General features: G+C 44.2%; 7 protein-coding genes and 1 riboswitch. All 7 genes read right to left on the bottom strand.

What is annotated here, in order from left to right; translation table 11 throughout:
- Nucleotides 1–15: 15 nt before the first annotated feature.
- Nucleotides 16–10731: a non-ribosomal peptide synthetase gene (locus EBQ12_RS11775; RefSeq protein WP_164511649.1), complete on the bottom strand. Its 10716-nt coding sequence runs from the start codon at nucleotides 10729–10731 to the stop codon at nucleotides 16–18.
- A 147-nt stretch (nucleotides 10732–10878) separates the two neighbouring features.
- A riboswitch (cyclic di-GMP riboswitch) is annotated at nucleotides 10879–10971 on the bottom strand.
- 368 nt (nucleotides 10972–11339) lie between these two features.
- Nucleotides 11340–12143, bottom strand: coding sequence for an ABC transporter permease (locus EBQ12_RS11770; protein WP_008347828.1), 804 nt, complete (start codon nucleotides 12141–12143; stop codon nucleotides 11340–11342).
- A complete protein-coding gene (locus tag EBQ12_RS11765) occupies nucleotides 12136–13005 on the bottom strand; it encodes an ABC transporter permease (RefSeq protein WP_125590107.1) in 870 nt (289 codons plus the stop codon). Before EBQ12_RS11765 ends, EBQ12_RS11770 begins: the two co-directional genes overlap by 8 nt.
- Complete coding sequence (locus tag EBQ12_RS11760; RefSeq protein ID WP_125590105.1) at nucleotides 13005–14096, bottom strand: ABC transporter ATP-binding protein; 1092 nt, start codon at nucleotides 14094–14096, stop codon at nucleotides 13005–13007. The genes EBQ12_RS11765 and EBQ12_RS11760 overlap by 1 nt, the downstream gene beginning before the upstream one ends.
- 8 nt (nucleotides 14097–14104) lie before the next feature.
- Complete coding sequence (locus EBQ12_RS11755) at nucleotides 14105–15190, bottom strand: ABC transporter substrate-binding protein (protein ID WP_017358546.1); 1086 nt, start codon at nucleotides 15188–15190, stop codon at nucleotides 14105–14107.
- Nucleotides 15187–17172 (bottom strand): hydantoinase B/oxoprolinase family protein, encoded by a 1986-nt coding sequence (locus EBQ12_RS11750; protein WP_125590103.1) that lies wholly within the window; start codon nucleotides 17170–17172, stop codon nucleotides 15187–15189. Before EBQ12_RS11750 ends, EBQ12_RS11755 begins: the two co-directional genes overlap by 4 nt.
- On the bottom strand, nucleotides 17162–19231 hold the full coding sequence (locus EBQ12_RS11745; RefSeq protein WP_125590101.1) for a hydantoinase/oxoprolinase family protein: 2070 nt from the start codon (nucleotides 19229–19231) through the stop codon (nucleotides 17162–17164). The genes EBQ12_RS11750 and EBQ12_RS11745 overlap by 11 nt, the downstream gene beginning before the upstream one ends.
- Nucleotides 19232–19321: the final 90 nt, after the last annotated feature.

The raw sequence follows: 19321 nt of genomic DNA, 5'->3' as shown, positions 1-19321 counted from the left end.
CACCTCTTCGTTTGCTTAAAATATATCCATTAGCTTTTCAAGTTCATCCATGGTCAGGTCATCGTCTCCTACATCACTAGGTGTAATTTGCGCTTCATCTTGTGATACACAATGTGAGATGAGTGCCTTCACGTTCTTTTTTAAAAGGTCCTTAAACTGTTCCATCGTTTGCTCTTCGAATTCAAGCTGGTGATATGACATCGTCATATGGAACATGCCCTGTTCTACGAAACCAACAATATCTAATGCATGAGGTTTCTCTGATTCTGGACTTAATGATTGACCTGCCTGCCAAGTGGATCGACTTAGTTCACCCCCGCCAATCTGTTCATCAAACTGACCAAGATAGTTAAAGCTGATATCTGGCGTGACATCAAATGCGATACCGTCCTTCATTTTGTCAGGCGTTAAGTATTTTAAAACGCCATAGCCGATTCCCTTGTTCGGAATGTGTCTGAGCTCTTCTTTCAAAAGCTTGATTTGATACGAAAGATCCTCCGCATGCGACAAATCAAGCAGCACAGGATACATGCTCGTAAACCAGCCGATGGTCCGCGACACATTGACCGCCGGAAGGATGTCTTCCCTTCCATGTCCTTCAAGGTGAATAAAGTGTCTGTCTTCTCCTGTCCACTCTTTCAGGGTCAATCCTAAAGCGGTTAGCAAAATGTCATTGATTTCCGTATGGTACGCCTCATGTACTTCTGTCAGTAGGCTGCGTGTTTCTTCCTCAGACAGCGTAAAGCGAATGGTTTTTGTATGCAGCATTCTTTGATCCTCTGTAACATGATCCTTTTGCAGAGGTGCAGTTAAATGCCCAAGTACCTTTTTCCAATAGTCCCTTTCTGCCAGCAGCTCATCTGACACCGCGTATTCCGTCAACTTCTGGGCATATGCTTGGAATGAATGTGTTTTTTCAGGAAGTGTCAGCTTCTCCCCACGCTTCGCCTGCTCATAAAGAGCCATGAAGTCTTCAAGGAAAATACGCCATGACACACCATCAATGACAAGATGATGTACAACAAGCAATAAGTGATCTCCATGATCCGTACGGAAAATCGCAGGTTTGACTAATGGTCCCTCTGTTAAAGAAATACTCGCCTGCACTTCATTTGCCAGCTTTTCTACGTGCTCGATTTGCTGTGATCGTTCTCCTTGTACTTCTATCACGTCCACCGCTACATCGTTTTCGTCTACTCCACGATGACGCTGGATGATGCGTCCTTCTTCTATCGGATAAACCAATCGCAAAGCATCATGATGGGTCATCATCTGCTCGAGCACTTGCTTGACAAGCGCTTCATCCAAACCATTTGCCGCATGGAGCATAACGGACTGATTCCAATGATGCTGGCTGCTGAAGTTCCGTTCAAAGAACCAGCGCTGAATTGGTGTTAAAATGACCTCTCCTTCCACAGGTGATTGATCGGCTGTGAGAAGGTCCGCTTCTTCGATATATGGGCGAAGCTCCGCAATCGTTGGATATTGGAAAAGCAGTTTCATATCGAGCTTCCAGCCCTCTTGCGTGAGTCTGCTTGCCATTTGGATGCCTTTAATCGAATCTCCGCCAAGGAAGAAGAAATGGTCGTGAATACCGACTTGGCTGACGCCAAGCACATCTTCCCAAATGCCGCAAAGCAGTGCTTCCACTTCATCTCTTGGCGCTTCGTATGCTGTTTGATTCGCTTCCATATCAGGTGCTGGCAGTGCTTTGAGATCCACTTTTCCATTTGCCGTCATCGGCAGTTGGTCTAGCTTGATGATCCATGATGGCACCATATATTCAGGCAAGGTGCGCTTTAAGCTTTCTTTCAAAGTGCCCGTTTCTTCATCTGTGATGACGTAAGCGACAAGAGCGTCTTGATCACTTGCGTCTTTAACCGTTGTCACGACGGCTTCTTGGACTGAACCCAGCGCAAGGAGCTGCGCTTCAATTTCTGACAGCTCAATACGGAATCCGCGGATGTTCACTTGATGGTCTTTTCTACCGAGGTAGATCAGCTCGCCATCCTCTGTCCATTTCACCAAGTCACCTGTACGGTACATGCGCTCTCCTGGATAAAATGGATCTGGGACAAACCGTTTGTCCGTTTCCTCTGGGAGATTCCAGTAGCCTCTTGCCAGTCCTTTCCCCGCAATCACGAGCTCACCCGGTACGCCTTGCGGCGAGAGGTCATATAACGAACCCATAATGTAAAAACGAGTATTGGCAATCGCTGTTCCGATAGGAAGCGTGCCTTGATCTGGATCAATGATCCCGCTTGTCGCCACGACCGTATTTTCTGTTGGGCCGTAGTTATTGACGAGTTTGTATGGAACGGGCTTCACCTGTTTCAGCTTGTCCCCGCCTGTCAGTAAGTAACGGAGAGAATGATTGTCCATCGACATAAACTGCTCACATAGCTGTGTTGGCAGGAACGCAATGGTGATGCCTTCGTGATTAAAATACGAATTGAGCTTGATCATATCGAGGCGAATCGCTTCGTCGATGATATGGAGCTCTGCGCCGGCGATCCACGTCGGGAACATCTCCCAAATGGAGGCATCAAAGCCAAAGCCGGCATATTTGGCGGTTCGGTCTTGTTTCGTCACCTGGAAGGCATCATTGTGCCAGTAGGCGAGATTGACAAGGGACTGGTGCTCGACCATGACACCCTTCGGCTGTCCAGTCGTTCCAGATGTGTAAATCATATAGGCGAGATCCGTTGGTTTGATAGGAACCTGAATCTCGTGCGCTTCTCCTTCTACCGCCTCTTCTATTGAGAGGGTATGACCTGTGAAAGAAGGTGGTGCAGTGAGCCCTTTCTGAATCAGAAGGACCTCTGCCCTGCCATCTTCCAACATGTAGGCAATGCGCTGCGCTGGATAATCGGCATCAATTGGCACGAATGCCGCACCTGCCTTGAGCACACCGAGAACAGCGGCTGTCATCTCGAGCGATGGACGCGTGAGAATGCCGATGCGGTCTCCCGGTTTTGTGCCGGTGGAAATGAGTCTTGCGGCGACTGTATTCGCCCGGTTGTTCAGTTCTTCATACGTCCAGCTTGTGCCGCAGAAGGATGCGGCTTTTTGATGAGGTACTTCCTGTGACTTCGCCTCAATCAATGCATGAACCGTTTGATCCGTCGGGACATCTAGGATAGGTCCGGACCATTCATCAAGCAGTTTTTGCTGCTGCTCTGGTGATAATAATTGCATCTGATCTAATAATTGATCTGGTGCTGACACCATTTGTTCGATCAAGTAAAGGAAATACTCCTTCCACTTCTCAATCGACGACCGTTCAAAGATAGAAGAATTAAAATCAAACACAAGCTCGATTTGCTCGTCAGTTTCGTTTCCAGTTAAGGTTAAGTCAAATTTTGCTATGTTCTCATTGAACGGCTGGGGAATGATATCAAGTCCATCCATCGACAAGTCACGAATATCTGCATTTTCCATCGAGAACACCACATCAAAGATTGGATGGCGGCTTGTGTCGCGAACCGTTTGTACTTGGTCCACCAGTTCTTCAAATGGGTAAAGTTGATGTTCATTTGCCGCTAACACAAGCTCATGAACTGTTGACGCAAATTGAGAAAATGTCTGGTGTCCTTCTGGTTTTGTTCTGAGTGCCAGCGTATTCACAAACATGCCGATGACTGATTGAATATCAGGATGGGTTCTGCCCACCACTGGAGAACCGATCATGATGTCTTCTTGTCTCGAAAGCTTGCTTAAAAGCGTACTGTAGCAAGCAAGCAGCACTGTATACGTTGTACCGTTGAGTGATCTAACCAGCTCATCCAATTGCGCTTTAAGCGCACCGTCTATAGAGAATTCGACGCGGCCCCCTTCAAACGTCTGAACCTTTGGTCTCGGAAGATCCTCAGGCAACGCCAAAACAGGCAGTTCTCCTTGTAATTGTTCCAACCAAAACGCCGCTTCAGCCTCTTTTTGTACAAGAGATTCTTCACTGTTTGACCAGACCGCATAATCCTTATATTGAATAGGCAATTCATCAAGTTCGTCTCCTCGATACAAGATCGATAGCTCATCAATTAAAATACCGACAGACGCACCATCTGAAATGATGTGGTGCATATCAATCAACAGATAATGAACACTCTCCGATTCAGACACAAGCCCCACTCTGAGCAGCGGCGCTTTTTCTACATCAAATGGACGAATAAAATCATTCATTAATTGCTGAATGTCTCGGCCTTCCCCTTCGATGTTTTCAATGTTCACAGAAACATTCGTTTCAATTCGTTGAACAGGTTCACCCTGAACGAAGTCAAAACTCGTACGGAATGCTTCATGGCGATGAACAAGCTGGTCAATGGCTTTTTTAAATCGTTTTTCATCAAATACACCTTCAAGCTTTAAAGCAGCTGGCATATGATAGCTCTGCTCGGCATCTGTCATTTTTTGCAGAACAAATAATCTTTTCTGAGCAGATGTCACAGGATAAACAGCCGCTTCTTCCGCTTTTTCCACTCGTCTGATTTCAGTTCGATCTGTTTGATCCACCGCATGGGCAAACGCCTCTAAAGTGGGTGATTCAAATAATGTTTTCAACGTACATTCCACATGCATCTCTTCATAGAGCCTGTTCAACATTTTCATGCCGCGCAGTGAATGACCTCCGCATTCAAAGAAATGATCATGTCTGCCGATTTTCGGCACTTCAAGAACTTCCTGCCAAATATGTGCCAATATACGCTCTGTATCTGATTGAGGTGGGACGTATTCATTTGCCGCCTGCTCACTTACATCAGGTACCGGTAATGCCCGTCTGTCTACCTTGCCATTCCCCGTTAGTGGCAGCTCGTCTAATTGCATGAAGAAAGCTGGCATCATATAAACAGGGAGTTCTCGTCCTGCTTGCTCACGTAAATCCGACAGTGAAACAGCACCTTCTGCTGTGAAATATGCACACAATGTATCATTTGATATCGCAATGACAACAGCTTCCTTCACTTGCGGATGCTGCAATAGCTGGTGTTCAATTTCGCCAAGCTCGATACGCTGACCTCGAATCTTGACTTGATGATCTATTCGCCCAATGAATTCAATATCTCCATTTGACAGCCATCGTGCGAGATCGCCCGTTTTGTACATGACTTCACCAGGTCGGAAAGGATTTTCAACAAACTTTTCGCTCGTTAACTCTGGCTGGCGATAATACCCCTTGACCAGTCCGTCACCTGCGACACAAAGCTCTCCAGCTACTCCCGGCGGTTGCACATGTCCAAACTCATCGACAATATAAACAGCCGTTTGACTCACCGGCTTTCCGATCGGAATCGATAGTGCTTGTTCTTCAATGTGATTCACCGGATAATACGTTGTGAAAATCGTGCTTTCAGAAGGTCCATACATATGAATAAGTTTGTCTTCTCCAACCGTTTCAAGGGCTGCCACAACATGCGGCACAGAAGCACGTTCCCCGCCAAACAGCACTTTTCTGACGTTTTTCAGGCTGCCTTTTTTCATATCAATCAGTAAGTGAAATAGAGCGGTCGTGATCATTAAAATACTGACTTTTTCCTTCTCAATCGCGCCAGAAAGCTCATTCATATTTAAAATGTGATCCTTTGGCAAAACAATGAGTTTCGCTCCGTTCAATAAAGCGCCAAACACATCAAACATAAATGCGTCAAATACATAGTTTGAAATGCTCATCACCGTGTCTTCATGATGAATGGTGAGATAATTCGACTGCTTCACTGTTCTCAAAATGTTCCGGTGCGTCACCATGTTCCCTTTAGGTTTGCCTGTCGTACCAGATGTATAGGTTAAATTCGCCAAGTCCAAAGGCGAAACACATACAACTGGATTGCTCTCTGACTGCTGATCAACGGCTCGATCTTCTGTTTCTATGATTTTCCCTTCAAACGCAGTAAGCACAGAGCGATGACGCAGCACCTGATGGGTCAGGACAAACTGTGCACCACTATCTGTCAAAAAGTGCTTGATGCGCTCATCAGGGAAGTCAGGATCGATTGGCACATAGACACCGCCAGCCTTTAGCACAGCTAAAACCGACAACACCATCTCATTGGAACGTTCAAAGAATAAAGCCGCTGTCATCCCTTTTTCAAAACCATGTTCACGTAAATAATGAGCCAGCTGGTTCACTCTGCGATTCAGCTCTTGATAAGAAAGAACCTCATCTTTATATTGCAAAGCAGGCTGATGACCATGCTGCTGTACTTGCGATTCAAATTGCGTCACAATGGTTTCTTCCACAGGATATGGCGTAGGTAACGGGTTCCACATCTTCAATTGAGCCGCTGCTTCTTGTTCAGACAGTAAGCGGTATGATTGAATCGCTTGCTCCGGCATTTCGACCATCTGCTCCAGAAGATAAACATAATGCTTGAGCATCTGCTCGGCAGTACTTCGTTTAAATAACGCCGTACTGTAATCGAGAACAAAGGAAAGACCATGACTTGACTCCATCGCTTGAAGTGTGAGATCAAACTTTGCAATATGGAAATTGGTTTCCTCGACTTCGACTTTCATCTCTCCAATATGCTGGGCTGTTGAATGATCTGGCGTTAGAGTAAAGACCGTATCAAATAATGGATGGCGGCTAAAATCTCTTTGCACATTTAGCTTTTCAAGCAGCCGCTCGAATGGATATTGCTGATGCTCAAACGCCCTCATCGTCTTTTCCTTTACTTGCTCAATCAACTGCGTCATTGAACCGTTCGGATCTACCTCTGAACGTAAAGCAAGTGTTTGGACAAACATGCCGATCATGTCATTCAAATCTGCATGCACCCGGCCTGCTGTTGGCGTCCCCACTACAAACTCCTTTTGACCTGTGTATTTCGCAAGCAATGTATAGTAAGCAGAAAGCAACACGGTATACAGCGTCGTATGATGATTCGCTGCAAGCTCCTGCAAACGGCCTGTTAACGTCTCATCGATGTTTCTGAGAATGCGGTCTCCAGCGAAAGACTGGACAGCCGGACGCTGATAATCAGTTAGCAGCTGCAAAGCAGGGATATCTCCTGAAAATTCTTTCAGCCAGAAAGCTTCATCGATTTGACCGCCTTGCTCTGCCTGTTGTTCTTGCCAAACAGCATAATCTTGATATTGAAGCTTCAATGGCGCTTTCACTAATCCCTCATATGCGTCAGACAACTCACGCAGCATCAAATCAATTGAAAGACCATCTGAAATCAGATGATGCATATCGAAATAGAGAAGATGCTCCTGGTCATGTAAAGACTGTAGCCCAACACGCAAAAGCGGAGCCTGCTCAAGATGAAAAGGTCGGACAAATTGACGCATGTTCTCTTCCATCGTGCTGCCTGTCACCTGTTCTATTTGAAATGGAACGGATGAAGCTATCCGCTGACGAGGGACTCCTTTGACTGTATGAAAAGAAGTGCGCAGCATATCATGACGTGCGATCAGTTTTTCAAAAGCTCCCTCCAACTTCTCTCGTTGCAGCGTTCCTCTTAATTTCACAACGGCAGGCATATGATAGGCGATGCTCTGCTCCAGCTGAGTCACCATATAAACACGCTGCTGCGCTGGTGACAGTGGATAATCGGCGGCAGTCGGTGCTTTCGGTATGACCACTTGTGAAGACTTTTCCGCTTGATCAATATAAACAGCAAGTGCTGCAATCGTTTGCTGTTCAAATAAAACAGATAAAGGGACCTCCACTTGAAAAGCCCGCTGAACGAGTGTAAGAACTTTCATCGCTTTGAGTGAATGCCCGCCTATGTCAAAGAATGAGTCGTACACACCTATGTTCTCTTGATGAAGAACGTCTTCCCACAAACGAACAAGCTTCGTTTCTACATCGTTTCTAGGCGCTACATAAACAGCACTGACAGCCTTATCTCCTTTTAATGCAGCAAGCGCACGCCGGTCGACTTTTCCGCTAACTGTCAGTGGAAATGCCTCAAGCTGCTTGAAATAAAGCGGCATCATATAAGCTGGTAGCTGATGTTTGATAGCGGCTTGCAGGGTGTCCACGGAAAGAAATTCTTGTCGTGCTTGATAGTAAGCACTTAAAGCCTTTCCACCGTCCGGTTCATCCACGACAAGGACGACAGCCTGTTCGACTCCGTCTACCTGCTCCATGACTGCCTCAATTTCACCTGTTTCGATGCGGTAACCTCTTATTTTCACTTGGTCATCTATTCTTCCAAGGTAATCAATTGTGCCGTCTGGAAGCCATCTCACTACATCACCTGTGCGATACATCCGGTCTTCAGGAAAAAATGGATCTGGTCTGAATGCCTTCTCCGTCAATTCAGGCTGATTCACATAGCCCCGTCCAACTCCTATTCCCGCAATGCATAGTTCTCCCACAGCTCCCTGCACCTGTAGTTGTTCATGTTCATTTAAAATATAAATTCGGTGATGGCCCAGTGGCTTTCCAATTGACACATAGCGCTGTTCTGGTGACTTCTGCAGCTCACCGATATCTAGACGGTGAACCGCCGCATCCACACACGTTTCTGTCGGACCATACACATTCCACAAGGCAAAATCCGGCTGGCTGACACGCACAGCTTCAATCAGCGCCTGCGCTGCTTTCGCAGGGAGTGCTTCTCCCCCAATCAGCATATGAGTCAGTGCAAGCCCATCCAAATCCGCTGCAAGTAAAAGCTGCACATGTGCTGGCGTTCCATCTGTTGCCTTAATTTGATGTTCTTTGTAATAAGCCGCTAGCTGTACACCGTTTCGTGTCGTTTCTCTTGGCACAATATGAAGCGTATGTCCAAATAAAAGAGCAGCAAAGATTTGTTTAACAGATGCATCGAAATGGAATGGGGCAAGAAGCGCCACTTGAAGCTGATTTGCCCCCTCATACACTTCGTGATGCAGGGCATGAACCAAATGATGCAGCTGAAGATGCTCGATCATCACTCCCTTCGGCTTTCCAGTCGTACCCGATGTATAAATGAGATAAGCCAAATCCTGTGATGTCGTCTGATCGATCAGCTCAGGCAGCGGACGATCTTCTAATTCCATATGCTGCTGGACAATCATTTTTTCCGCAATGGATGAATATCGCTGAACAAACGATTCTTCTGTTAAAACGATAGAAGCACCAGAATCTTCTACAATAAATTGAATGCGTTCCTCAGGTAATGCCGGATCGATCGGTACATATGCACCGCCAGCTTTTAATATCCCAAAAATGGCAGCCATCGCATCTGCCGTCCGTTCCATTAAAACAGCAACTGGTACATCACGCGAGACACCTTTCATCTGTAAAAATCGTGCCAGTTTGTCCGCTTTTTGATACAGCTCTCCATAAGTGAACGTTCCATTTTCCGCTACCACAGCTGCCCGTTCTGAATACGTTTTAGCTACCTCATCAAATAAGTGGTGAACTGGTTTCGCTCCTGGTAAATCAAATGCTTCTCCCTTAGATAATTGAAGCAGCTGCTTTTGTTCATCTGCTGGCAGTAAAGAGAGAGCCCCAATCAGCTGATCTGGCTGAGAGACTGCCGCCTCCAGCAAAATGATCAATCGATCAAACAGCTTACTCATATCGTCTTCACTAAATAGATCTGTACGGTAATCCAAATCAATGGTCAATGTATCTGTATCCCAGCGGTCTTTCACATGAATCGATATATCATTCATTCCGCTTCCACTAAAAATCGGCTCCGTAATGAACGAAAGATTCTCTTTTTTCTGCCACTGCATGACCTGATACTCTAAAGAAATATCAAACAGGCGTCCTGTAAATCCATCTCTTTCCCTTAAATCATTCATGAGCACATTGTAAGGATATTTTTGATGACGCAAGATCTTCATCTGATCCGCCATGACCTGCTTCACGAAATCAAGAAACGTGAGGGATCCTTGCACAGATGCGCGCATCGGAATGGTCGACACAAACATCCCAATCATCTTTTTTTCCTTTGCATTTGTCCGATTGCCCATAAAAGTTCCAAGGACCACATCCTCCATGCCGCTAAATCGGTGCAAGTAAATATAGACAGCGGACATAAACATAGAAAGCATACTGACTTTCTCTTCTTCACAAAAGACTCGAAGCTTCTCCTTTAAAGAATCAGGAATATCCCCTGAAAATCTCTCCGCATGTAAGCTCATCTCGTAACCTTTATGCGGTGTTAAAGAAGCGAAATCTGGAATATTGGCAAATTGCTCGTTCCAAAAAGCTTGGTCTTTCTGAAAACGTTTAGAAGATTCATACGTTTGCTCACTCATGATGTGATCAACGAAGGAAATATCTTCAATTGGGGAGATGTCTGTCCCCTGCAGCATGTCATGGTATAGATCAATGATTCGGTTTCCCATCAAGATAATTGAAATACCATCAGCCACAATATGATGTGCTTTACAGAACAGCCAGCACTCTTGATCACTGATTTGAAAGACCGTAAATTCAATTAAGGAACGATCAATCAGTTCCATCGGCTCACGAATCTCCTCGTTCGCCCACGCTCTGACTTCCTTTTCACTCCAGCCTTTCACCAAACGAATCGGCTGTTTTTCATATGGCTTGATATATTGAACGGGCTCCTCCTGCTCATGTTGATACACCAGCCTTAAACGAAGAGAATCAGTTTCACGAATGTACGCTTGAAGCACATCAACGATCAAAGAAGGATTTAGACCTGATACCGATCTTAACTTGGCAAACCCACCCAAATTAGAAATACTTGTGCCTGGATAAAATCTTTCCGTGTAGAATACTCGCTTTTGCGCATGTGTTAAGGGGTAATAAACTGTACTCATTCTCATCCTCCGCTCTTCTATGTTTTCTCCACCAACTGTGATACCCTGCACCCTCTATATCAAAAGAACCAAGTCTATTTCATTAAAATAGACGGAATAACAGAAAAGGAGCCCACCCCGAATAAAACGGAGGAACTCCCATTTTGATTCGGTAACCTGCCGACCATAGTAAAAAAGCAACTTTTACCTTAGGACATGGCTTTGCGTCTCTATGTTTCCATAGATTTGCCTTTTTCTTCTTTTCTTTTAGATATTTTCTATTTACGTCCACTTTATATGAAATTATTGTTTTTTTCACCGAAAAATGGGTGTAAAGATTCATGCGTTATGCCGAAGGGATCACATCATAATTTACGATATTTACCGAAAATAACTAATAATAGTTGCGTTCCACCGAAAATAAATGACCAATTACCGCAAAAATTTCATGTTTTTCCTTAAATTTTGCAAATATGACCGAAAATGTAGGAGAGAGGTCTCCTATCACGCCTCGCATTTTCTTAAACCTTAAGAACTACATTCCATAAAACTTTGAATATTTTTACCATAAAAAACAATACAAAAAGAGCTGTCATTTCAAATGACAGCTCCTTGTTTCTTCATTATATTTACATCACCTTAGACAGACCAATCGTTTTCTCAATAATGAGCAACGCAATGATAGAAATGATAATAAATATGACAGATATCGCATTGACACTCGGATCAAAAGTTTGCTCAATGTAATTAAACGTCCTCACGGGAATCGTAATGGTTTGAGGTGAAGAAACGAACAAACTAATCGAGATTTCACCAAATGATGTCACAGCAGAAAACACCCCACCTGCGATAATGCCAGGCTTGATCAAGGGCAGTGTCACACGAAAGAAAGTACGTATGGGCCCTGCACCAAGATTCATGGAAGCTAGCTCAAGACGTGGATCAAGATTTGAAACACTGACACCCACGGTTCGTACCACATAAGGAAAACCAATGATGACATGCCCAATGACTAATGCCCACAAAGACCCTGTAAAACCCATAGCCGTAAACAAATAGAGCATCGCAATCCCTAATACCACCTGAGGAATCATAAGAGGTGACAAAATAAAGGCTTGAACAGCTTCCTTTCCCTTAAAGGAAAGCCTTGCTAAAGCATAAGAAGCCATCGTTCCTAAAAGAACAGTAAGCGGCGTCACAATCAATAACAGAATCACGCTGATACGCAAAGATTCCATCCATTCTGGATTCGACACGACCTCATGAAACCAGCGAACGGAAAACGAAGTCGGCGGGAATTCAGGAAAAGCATTCGGACTAAAAGCAGAAAGAACAATGACAAGAACAGGTACGGTTAAAAAGAGATAAACGAGTGAGCCTGCGGTCCATATCAGAACCGAAAGCAAACGGTCACTTATTGATTTTTTACGCATGCATCCTCGCCTCCCAACGCTTCAATAGATAGCTTAATAGACTGACGACCGCTAGCACACAAATCAATAAAGTAAAGGACATCGCAGCGGCAAGAGGCAAATTATACACCTGCATGACCTGCTGATAAATGGACAGTGGCAAGAGCGGCTGCATCCGTCCGCCGACTAGCAGAGGGGTAATATAGCTTCCTGCTGCAAGTGAGAAGACAATAATTGCTCCGGTGATCATGCCTGGAATCGTAAGTGGCAAGGTCACATGAAAAAATGTCCGTATACGCCCAGCATCAAGACTCATAGAAGCCGGTCTTAAGTGACGGTCCATATCAGTTAAGCTCGTTGCAATAGGCAGCACTGCAAAAGGCAGCATCACTTGAACATAAGCAATAATGACCGCATTCATATTCCACAGCATCGATAACGGTTTCTCAATCAGATGTAAATCGATCAGCATGCCATTGATCAAGCCATTTTGCGAAAGAAGAACGATCCATGCAAATGTCCGAATGACGACACTCGTCAAAAGCGGCGATACAAGTAAGATATAGAAAAAAGCCCGCAATCTTGGGTGAGGTGCTTTCACTAGCACATAAGCTGCTGGATATGCCATCAATAAACAAATCACCGTTGTCTGTAAGGCCACCCACACAGTACTTCCAATTGCTTTCACATATGCATCTGTCGTAAATACATGTAAATATTGAGACAAACTATAGGATTGTAACGTATTCATCATCGAATCCACATCACGAAAACTGAGGACAAACATCATCACAAGCGGAGCAAGAAGGAATACAACTAGAAACAAACAAGCTGGCAGCAGCATAAACCAATGAAAGCGCTGATTCTTTTTTTTGATTCTCATCACGTATGCACCTTCGAATCTAAGAACACAATATCTTCAGGTTGCCAATGAATATGCACAGTTTCTCCAACTTGAGGCAGCTCGGGAAACGCTGCGTCTGATGCATGGACAATGATTTCACCTTGATTAAGCCCAACGACCAAACGTAAAGAGTGCCCAATATAACTGACATCTGCCAACACGCCTGTGACATGATTTGGCTGAACTTCCTCCCCGCCAGAAGATAACTTGATTCTCTCAGGACGCAACATGAGTAAATGCTTCTCGCTCTTCTCTTTAAATGCGGCAGCTTTTAGCTGAACTTGCTTCCCGTTTGATTGAGTGAAATGTGGAACAGTGTATGTGGAAGTAACTTCATCATACTCCGCTTCAAATAGATTGACCTGTCCGATAAATTCAGCAACAAAACGATTATTTGGCTGACGATATACTTCTAAAGGTGTCCCAATCTGCTGAATTTTCCCCTCACCTAATATCCCAATTCGGTCAGAAAGACTTAGGGCTTCCTCCTGATCATGCGTCACAAGAATAGTCGTAATTCCGACATTCCGTTGAATATTTCGCAGCTCCGTCTGCATATTTTTTCTTAGCTTTGCATCTAGGTTACTGAGTGGTTCATCCAGAAGGAGAACAGCCGGCTGGATAGCAATTGCACGTGCAATTGCGACCCGTTGCTGCTGACCACCACTTAATTGGTGCGGCATACGTTTGGCAAATGACTCTAATTGAACAAGAGCCAAGCTCTCCATCACCTTTTGCTTGATTTCCGCCTTCTTTTTCTTTTGAACCTTCAACCCATATGCAACATTATCAAATACGGTGAGATGTGGGAAAAGTGCATAGCTTTGAAAGACCATCCCCGTTTTCCTTTGATAAGGAGGTAAAGTCGTCACATCCTGATCACCAATATAGACGACTCCTTTTGTCGGTTCTAAAAAACCACCAATGATATTGAGTAAAGTTGATTTTCCGCAGCCACTAGGGCCAAGAAGGGAGAAAAACTCTCCCTCTTTTACCGTAAGACTGACATCATCAAGAGCAATCTGCTCGCCAAAATGCTGGCTGATATGTTCTAAATTGATTCCACTCATGCGATCACCTATTTTCCTCCGCCTAGTACTTCATTCCATCGATTTGTCCATTGACCGAGCTCTGAAGTCGCTGTTTCGTAATCTACCCAAGTCAGCTTGCTATAATAATTTTCGCCAACCTTCACTTTTCCCTTAATTTTGTCTCCGTATTTCACATCAGAATTCGACATGCCATAGTAAGATTTTTCTGAGAAGGCTTCTTGAGCTTCTTTCCCGCTAAGGTAGTTTAATAGCTTATAAGCCGCTTCCTCATGCTGACTTCCCTTTGTTAGCGCCCAGCTCGCAACTGCTGCCACAGCGCCTTCTTTCGGATATGAGAATCCAATATCCATCCCTTCTTCTTCAAGTGCAAATGCTCGGCCATCCCAATATGGAACTGCCGTCACGTCACCACGTTCTAACAGCGTTTGAATAGACCCTGGGTTATCAGGAAAAGCAGCTACACGCCCTTTTAATTGTGCGAGGCTTTTAAATGCTTTATCAATATCCTTAGGATTTGATTCTGTCCCTCCTTGAGCATGGACAAGTGCAGAGAAAAATTGTAAGCCTGCTGAATAAGTTGGGGAAGAAATCGCCACTTTCCCTTTCAACTGATCGCTCCATAAATCTGTCCAGCTGTTTGGCTCCTGTTTGACAAGATCTTTTCTATAAGCAATTCCAAGCTGTCCCATACTAAAGCCTGCTGCATATTGTTTTCCATCAACAGTGAGTTTCTTTTGAACAGAACGATAAAGCTTTTTCACATTTGGTGCTTGATCTTCATCAATAGGCGCAAGAACGTTTGCCGCAATACCTCTTTGAATCGTATCAGGCTGTAAAATAAGCAAATCATACGGTGGATTTTTACCATTAGATGCTTTTAATTTTGTAAACCATTCAGAATCTGCCCCAGAGACCGTTTGTACTTTAATGCCTGTATCCTTTTCAAACTTTTCGAGGATTGGCTTAATATTCTTTTCCCAATCCCCTCCGTAGACACCAACGATCACAGTCTGCTGCTGTTTACTTTGGTCCTGCCCATTTCCACCGCATGCAGACAGCAGTAACATGACGGATAGGACACCTGCAAATATGGCGATTACTCTTCTTTTCATAATTCATTTCCCCCTTTTTGTTGATTCAACTGACGAAGTGCTTGAATAATATCCATCTTTGTTAACGGTTCCTGTCTATGACTAAAATGAGAATGAACCGCATGTTTATAGTGCGTACGCTCATTTGCTGGGTATGAACGAAGCTGCACAGCAAGCTCACTGCTGGCTTCGTCCGTCCACACTTTTTCATAAGCTGCTCTTTGTTTTCCAAAATCCCAAGCGACAGCATCAGCATCATTCATCTTTTCACGAAGCCTGCTCGTCTGTTCGTCATCAATTTTCCATTCGTTATGATCTCGATAGACTTTGACGCCATATTGCTGAAGTGCTCTTTCTTCACTTAATAGCCCTGCTTCCACTTCATGAAGGACTTTTTCTTTCGTTCTAGCAAATGGATTCCCCCATCCTCCTCCACTTGGTGAAACCAATTGAACAATATCGCCTTTTTCAAGACGCATCACATCAATTTTCGGCTGGTTTTGTGTCTCCCCATTTGGTTTGGTCAATTTCACCTCACCAACTGCTCCTGCACGTCCGCCCATTAACCCCCAAGGTTGAAACTTCATTCGTTCCATTCCTCGTGCCGTCACCATCGATTCTGGCTTGATCATTTCAAATTCCAAGCCAATCGCATGTCCCCCTCTATGTTCCCCTGCTCCACCTGTGTTCGGTAGCAGTTCATATCGGTGTACATGAATATCAATATGCTGTTCCAAGCTCTCAATGGGTGTATTTTTTAAAAATCCTGACGAATGATCAATTCCATCTACTCCATCAGTCCCTTTTTGAGCACCGCCGCCTCCGCCTAACGGTTCGACCACAGACATTTTTCTGCCTCCTGTTTGATCATCAGGAACAGAGAGAACGACGATAGCGGATTGACCTGCACCTGCCGCCGGCACTGCTTCAGGCAACAGCTTACCAATAGCACCTAGCACGACATTATACAGTCTCATTGTAATGGAATGCCGAATACCGACAGAAGCCGGATATTCTGGATGGACAAGCGTTCCTTTAGGTGAAATCACGTCTATCGGATACGTAATCCCACCATTAATCGGAATAAAAGGATCTTTACTAATAATGTAATTGATCAATCCTTGATATAAGAAGGAGTGCTTTTGACCATTGGTGACAAGATTAAAAGCTGTCTTAACTTGCGGGTCACACTCAGAGAAGTCCAGTTTCAGCTGTTTCCCTTTGATCGTCAGCTTGATCTTTAATCGGATCGGCACGTCCGAAATCATATCATCATCTAAGTAATCAGCGAATTCACTCGTTCCATCAGGGATGGCTTCAATGACTTTTCCTGCGCGATCCTCTGCTTGCTTCAGCAGATCAATCATTCCTTGCTTCACTTCGTTTTTTCCGAATTTCTCGATCATTTCTTTTAGTCTGATTTCTGCTGTATTAACAGCGGCAATCATCGCATTAATATCGCCATCATTTAAATGACTCGCCCGGCTATTAGCTCTTAAAAAGGTACGAACAACCTGATTCTCTTTTCCACCTTCATAGATTTTCACTGGCGGAATTCTTAATCCTTCCTGATGAACATCTGTTGCAGTTGGAGAAATGCTTGAAGGGACAAGACCTCCCACATCACTTACATGAACAAAAGACCAGGCATAACTGACAATTTCATCTTCTATAAAAATAGGTTTGATGATATGAACATCTGGCAAATGAGTCGCTAAACCATCTGTCGTATAAGGATCATTTGTGATGATAATGTCACCCGGCTGCATCGGTCCGCTTTCTTCAATCGCTTTTTTGAGACTCAGCCCTAAAAAGATCGTGACACCGACTGTTTTTGGGTAAACAAAGAAATCTCCAGAAGGCGTGGCTAATGCTGTGGCAAAATCCGCCGATTCTTTTACGAATGTTGTAAAGGATGTCCGCTCAATGACATGTCCCATGCCTGATGCAATCGCATTAAAATAACTCCTCATCATCTCAAGCTTTGCTGGATCAGTTCCCATGTAAAGCCGCCTCCCTTGAAATCACCAAGTTTCCTGAATGGTCTATGCTGCCTGCCCAGTTTGGCAAAATCAATGTTGTCGTATCATCTTGCTCAATGATGGCAGGTCCTTTCACAACAGCACCTAATGACAAAGTACTCCGATTGTAAACAGATGCTTCGTACTCTTTTTCTTCTATAAAGATTCGTCTGTATGATTGTGGTATTAAAGGCTGTCCGCTGCTTTCATCAACAGGAGAGAAAGGCAGTGGAGGCGTTTCACCTATAACCCGAACTCGCAAATGAGTAAATTCAATGTTCGCCTGATCATCTCTATGGCCATATTGACGCTCATGCAGGTTGTGGAAAGCTTCAATCAGGTGATAGACGTCTTGTTCCTGCTTTAGCCAATCCACCGATAATGGCAATTCAATCTCAAATGCCTGTCCTTGATAGCGGGCATCTGCTAATAACAAAATGGACGTTTGTTTGATATGTTGAATGTTTTGCTGGCTGAACCAATCCGTTGCTTTGCGAGAAAGCATTTCATAATCTTGTTTTAATTCGTCAATCGTATAGTCTTGTAAGCAGATTTTCTTAGACAACACAGCATCATGGATAAAATCGGCTGTAAGTGCACCTAGCGCACATAATGTTCCTGGACTTGGAGGGACGACCACATTTTTTGCATGAATTTCTCTCGCAAGGAAATTCGCAACAACAGGCCCTGCCCCGCCAAATGCCAACAAACTAAAATCTCTAGGATCAAACCCTTGCTGCTCCATGACATTGCTTAGTTCTGTGTACATATTGGCAACAGCCACTTGAATCAACTGGTCAGCCGCCTGTTCGACCGTTTTATGAAGCTGATCAGCAATTGGCTGAAAGGCTATTTCCGCTGCAGACCGCTGCAATTGTAAATGTCCTCCGGCAAACCGATCTTGATTGAGGTAACCGCATATGAGAAATGCATCGGTTAAAGCAGCTTTTTTTCCCCTTCCATACGAAGCAGGTCCAGGCTGCGAGCCAACTGATTCCGGTCCTGCTTTAAGAAGCCCGCCTTGATCAAGCCATGCGACAGAACCTCCGCCAGCCCCTATCGAATACATTGCAACAGATGGAAGAATGATCGGAAATCCTGAAAGCTGATTCGATTGAGCCATTGTAGGCTGCCCATTTTGAATGATCGAGATATCTGCACTTGTGCCACCAACATCAAACGTAATTAAATTGGGTTCATTTGCAGAAGTTGCAATTCTCGCCGCACCAATTACACCAGCTGCCGGGCCAGAAAAAAGTGTTTTAACGGGTGAAGTGGCTGCACTTTCTGCATCCATTAAACCACCATTTGATTGGGTAATGTATGGAGAAATTGGTACACCTTCTTCTTTCAAACGGCTTTTCAACGTTTGTAAATATTGTTTCACCTTTGGTTGAATGTACAAATTGACAACAGACATCACTGTCCGCTCATATTCTCTCATTTGTGGCCATAATTCTGATGATGTCAGGACTTCTAACTGTGGGTAATGATGATGAATATAGGCTTTTGCCTGTAATTCATGAACTGGATTTTGATAGCTATGTAAAAAAGAAATGACAATGCCTGCTAGTTTTTTAGAGATGACCTGCTGGACAGCATCATCTAATTGCTGCAGTTGGAGAGGTTTTTTGATCGAACCATCGTGTATGAGCCTTTCAGAGATTGGATATACATGTTTTCGTGGTATCAATGGTTCTGGCAATTGAGAATTGAAGTCATAAGGAATGGGTAGACGTAAACGCTGTAATGACAAAATGTCTTGAAAACCTTCCGTTACAAAAAGGGCTAAATCTGCTCCCTTTCTCTGCAATAATGTATTAAGACCGATTGTCATCCCGTGTACGAGATATTGTATTTTGGATAAATCGACACCTCTTTCTTTTAGAAGTTTCAGCCCATTGATAATTCCTTGAGCTGGGTCATCTGTCACTGTAGGTGTCTTGAGTTCAGTCAGCTCCCCTGTCGCTTCATTCATCAGCGATAAATCAGTAAATGTTCCACCTATGTCTATTCCGAGCCGATAAGAGACATCCGCCATTTGTACTTCCCTCCTGCAATGTAATTGGAATCATATTTTGATAAATTACGACATTTTTTGATATTTGACTCCATATTATTAAAGCATATC

Source organism: Bacillus sp. 2B09 (genome assembly GCF_003946835.1).
Classification (GTDB): Bacteria; Bacillota; Bacilli; order Bacillales; family Bacillaceae; genus Bacillus; species Bacillus altitudinis.
Note: the sequence above shows the minus strand (reverse complement) of the source record. Positions and strands in the feature narration are given on the sequence as shown.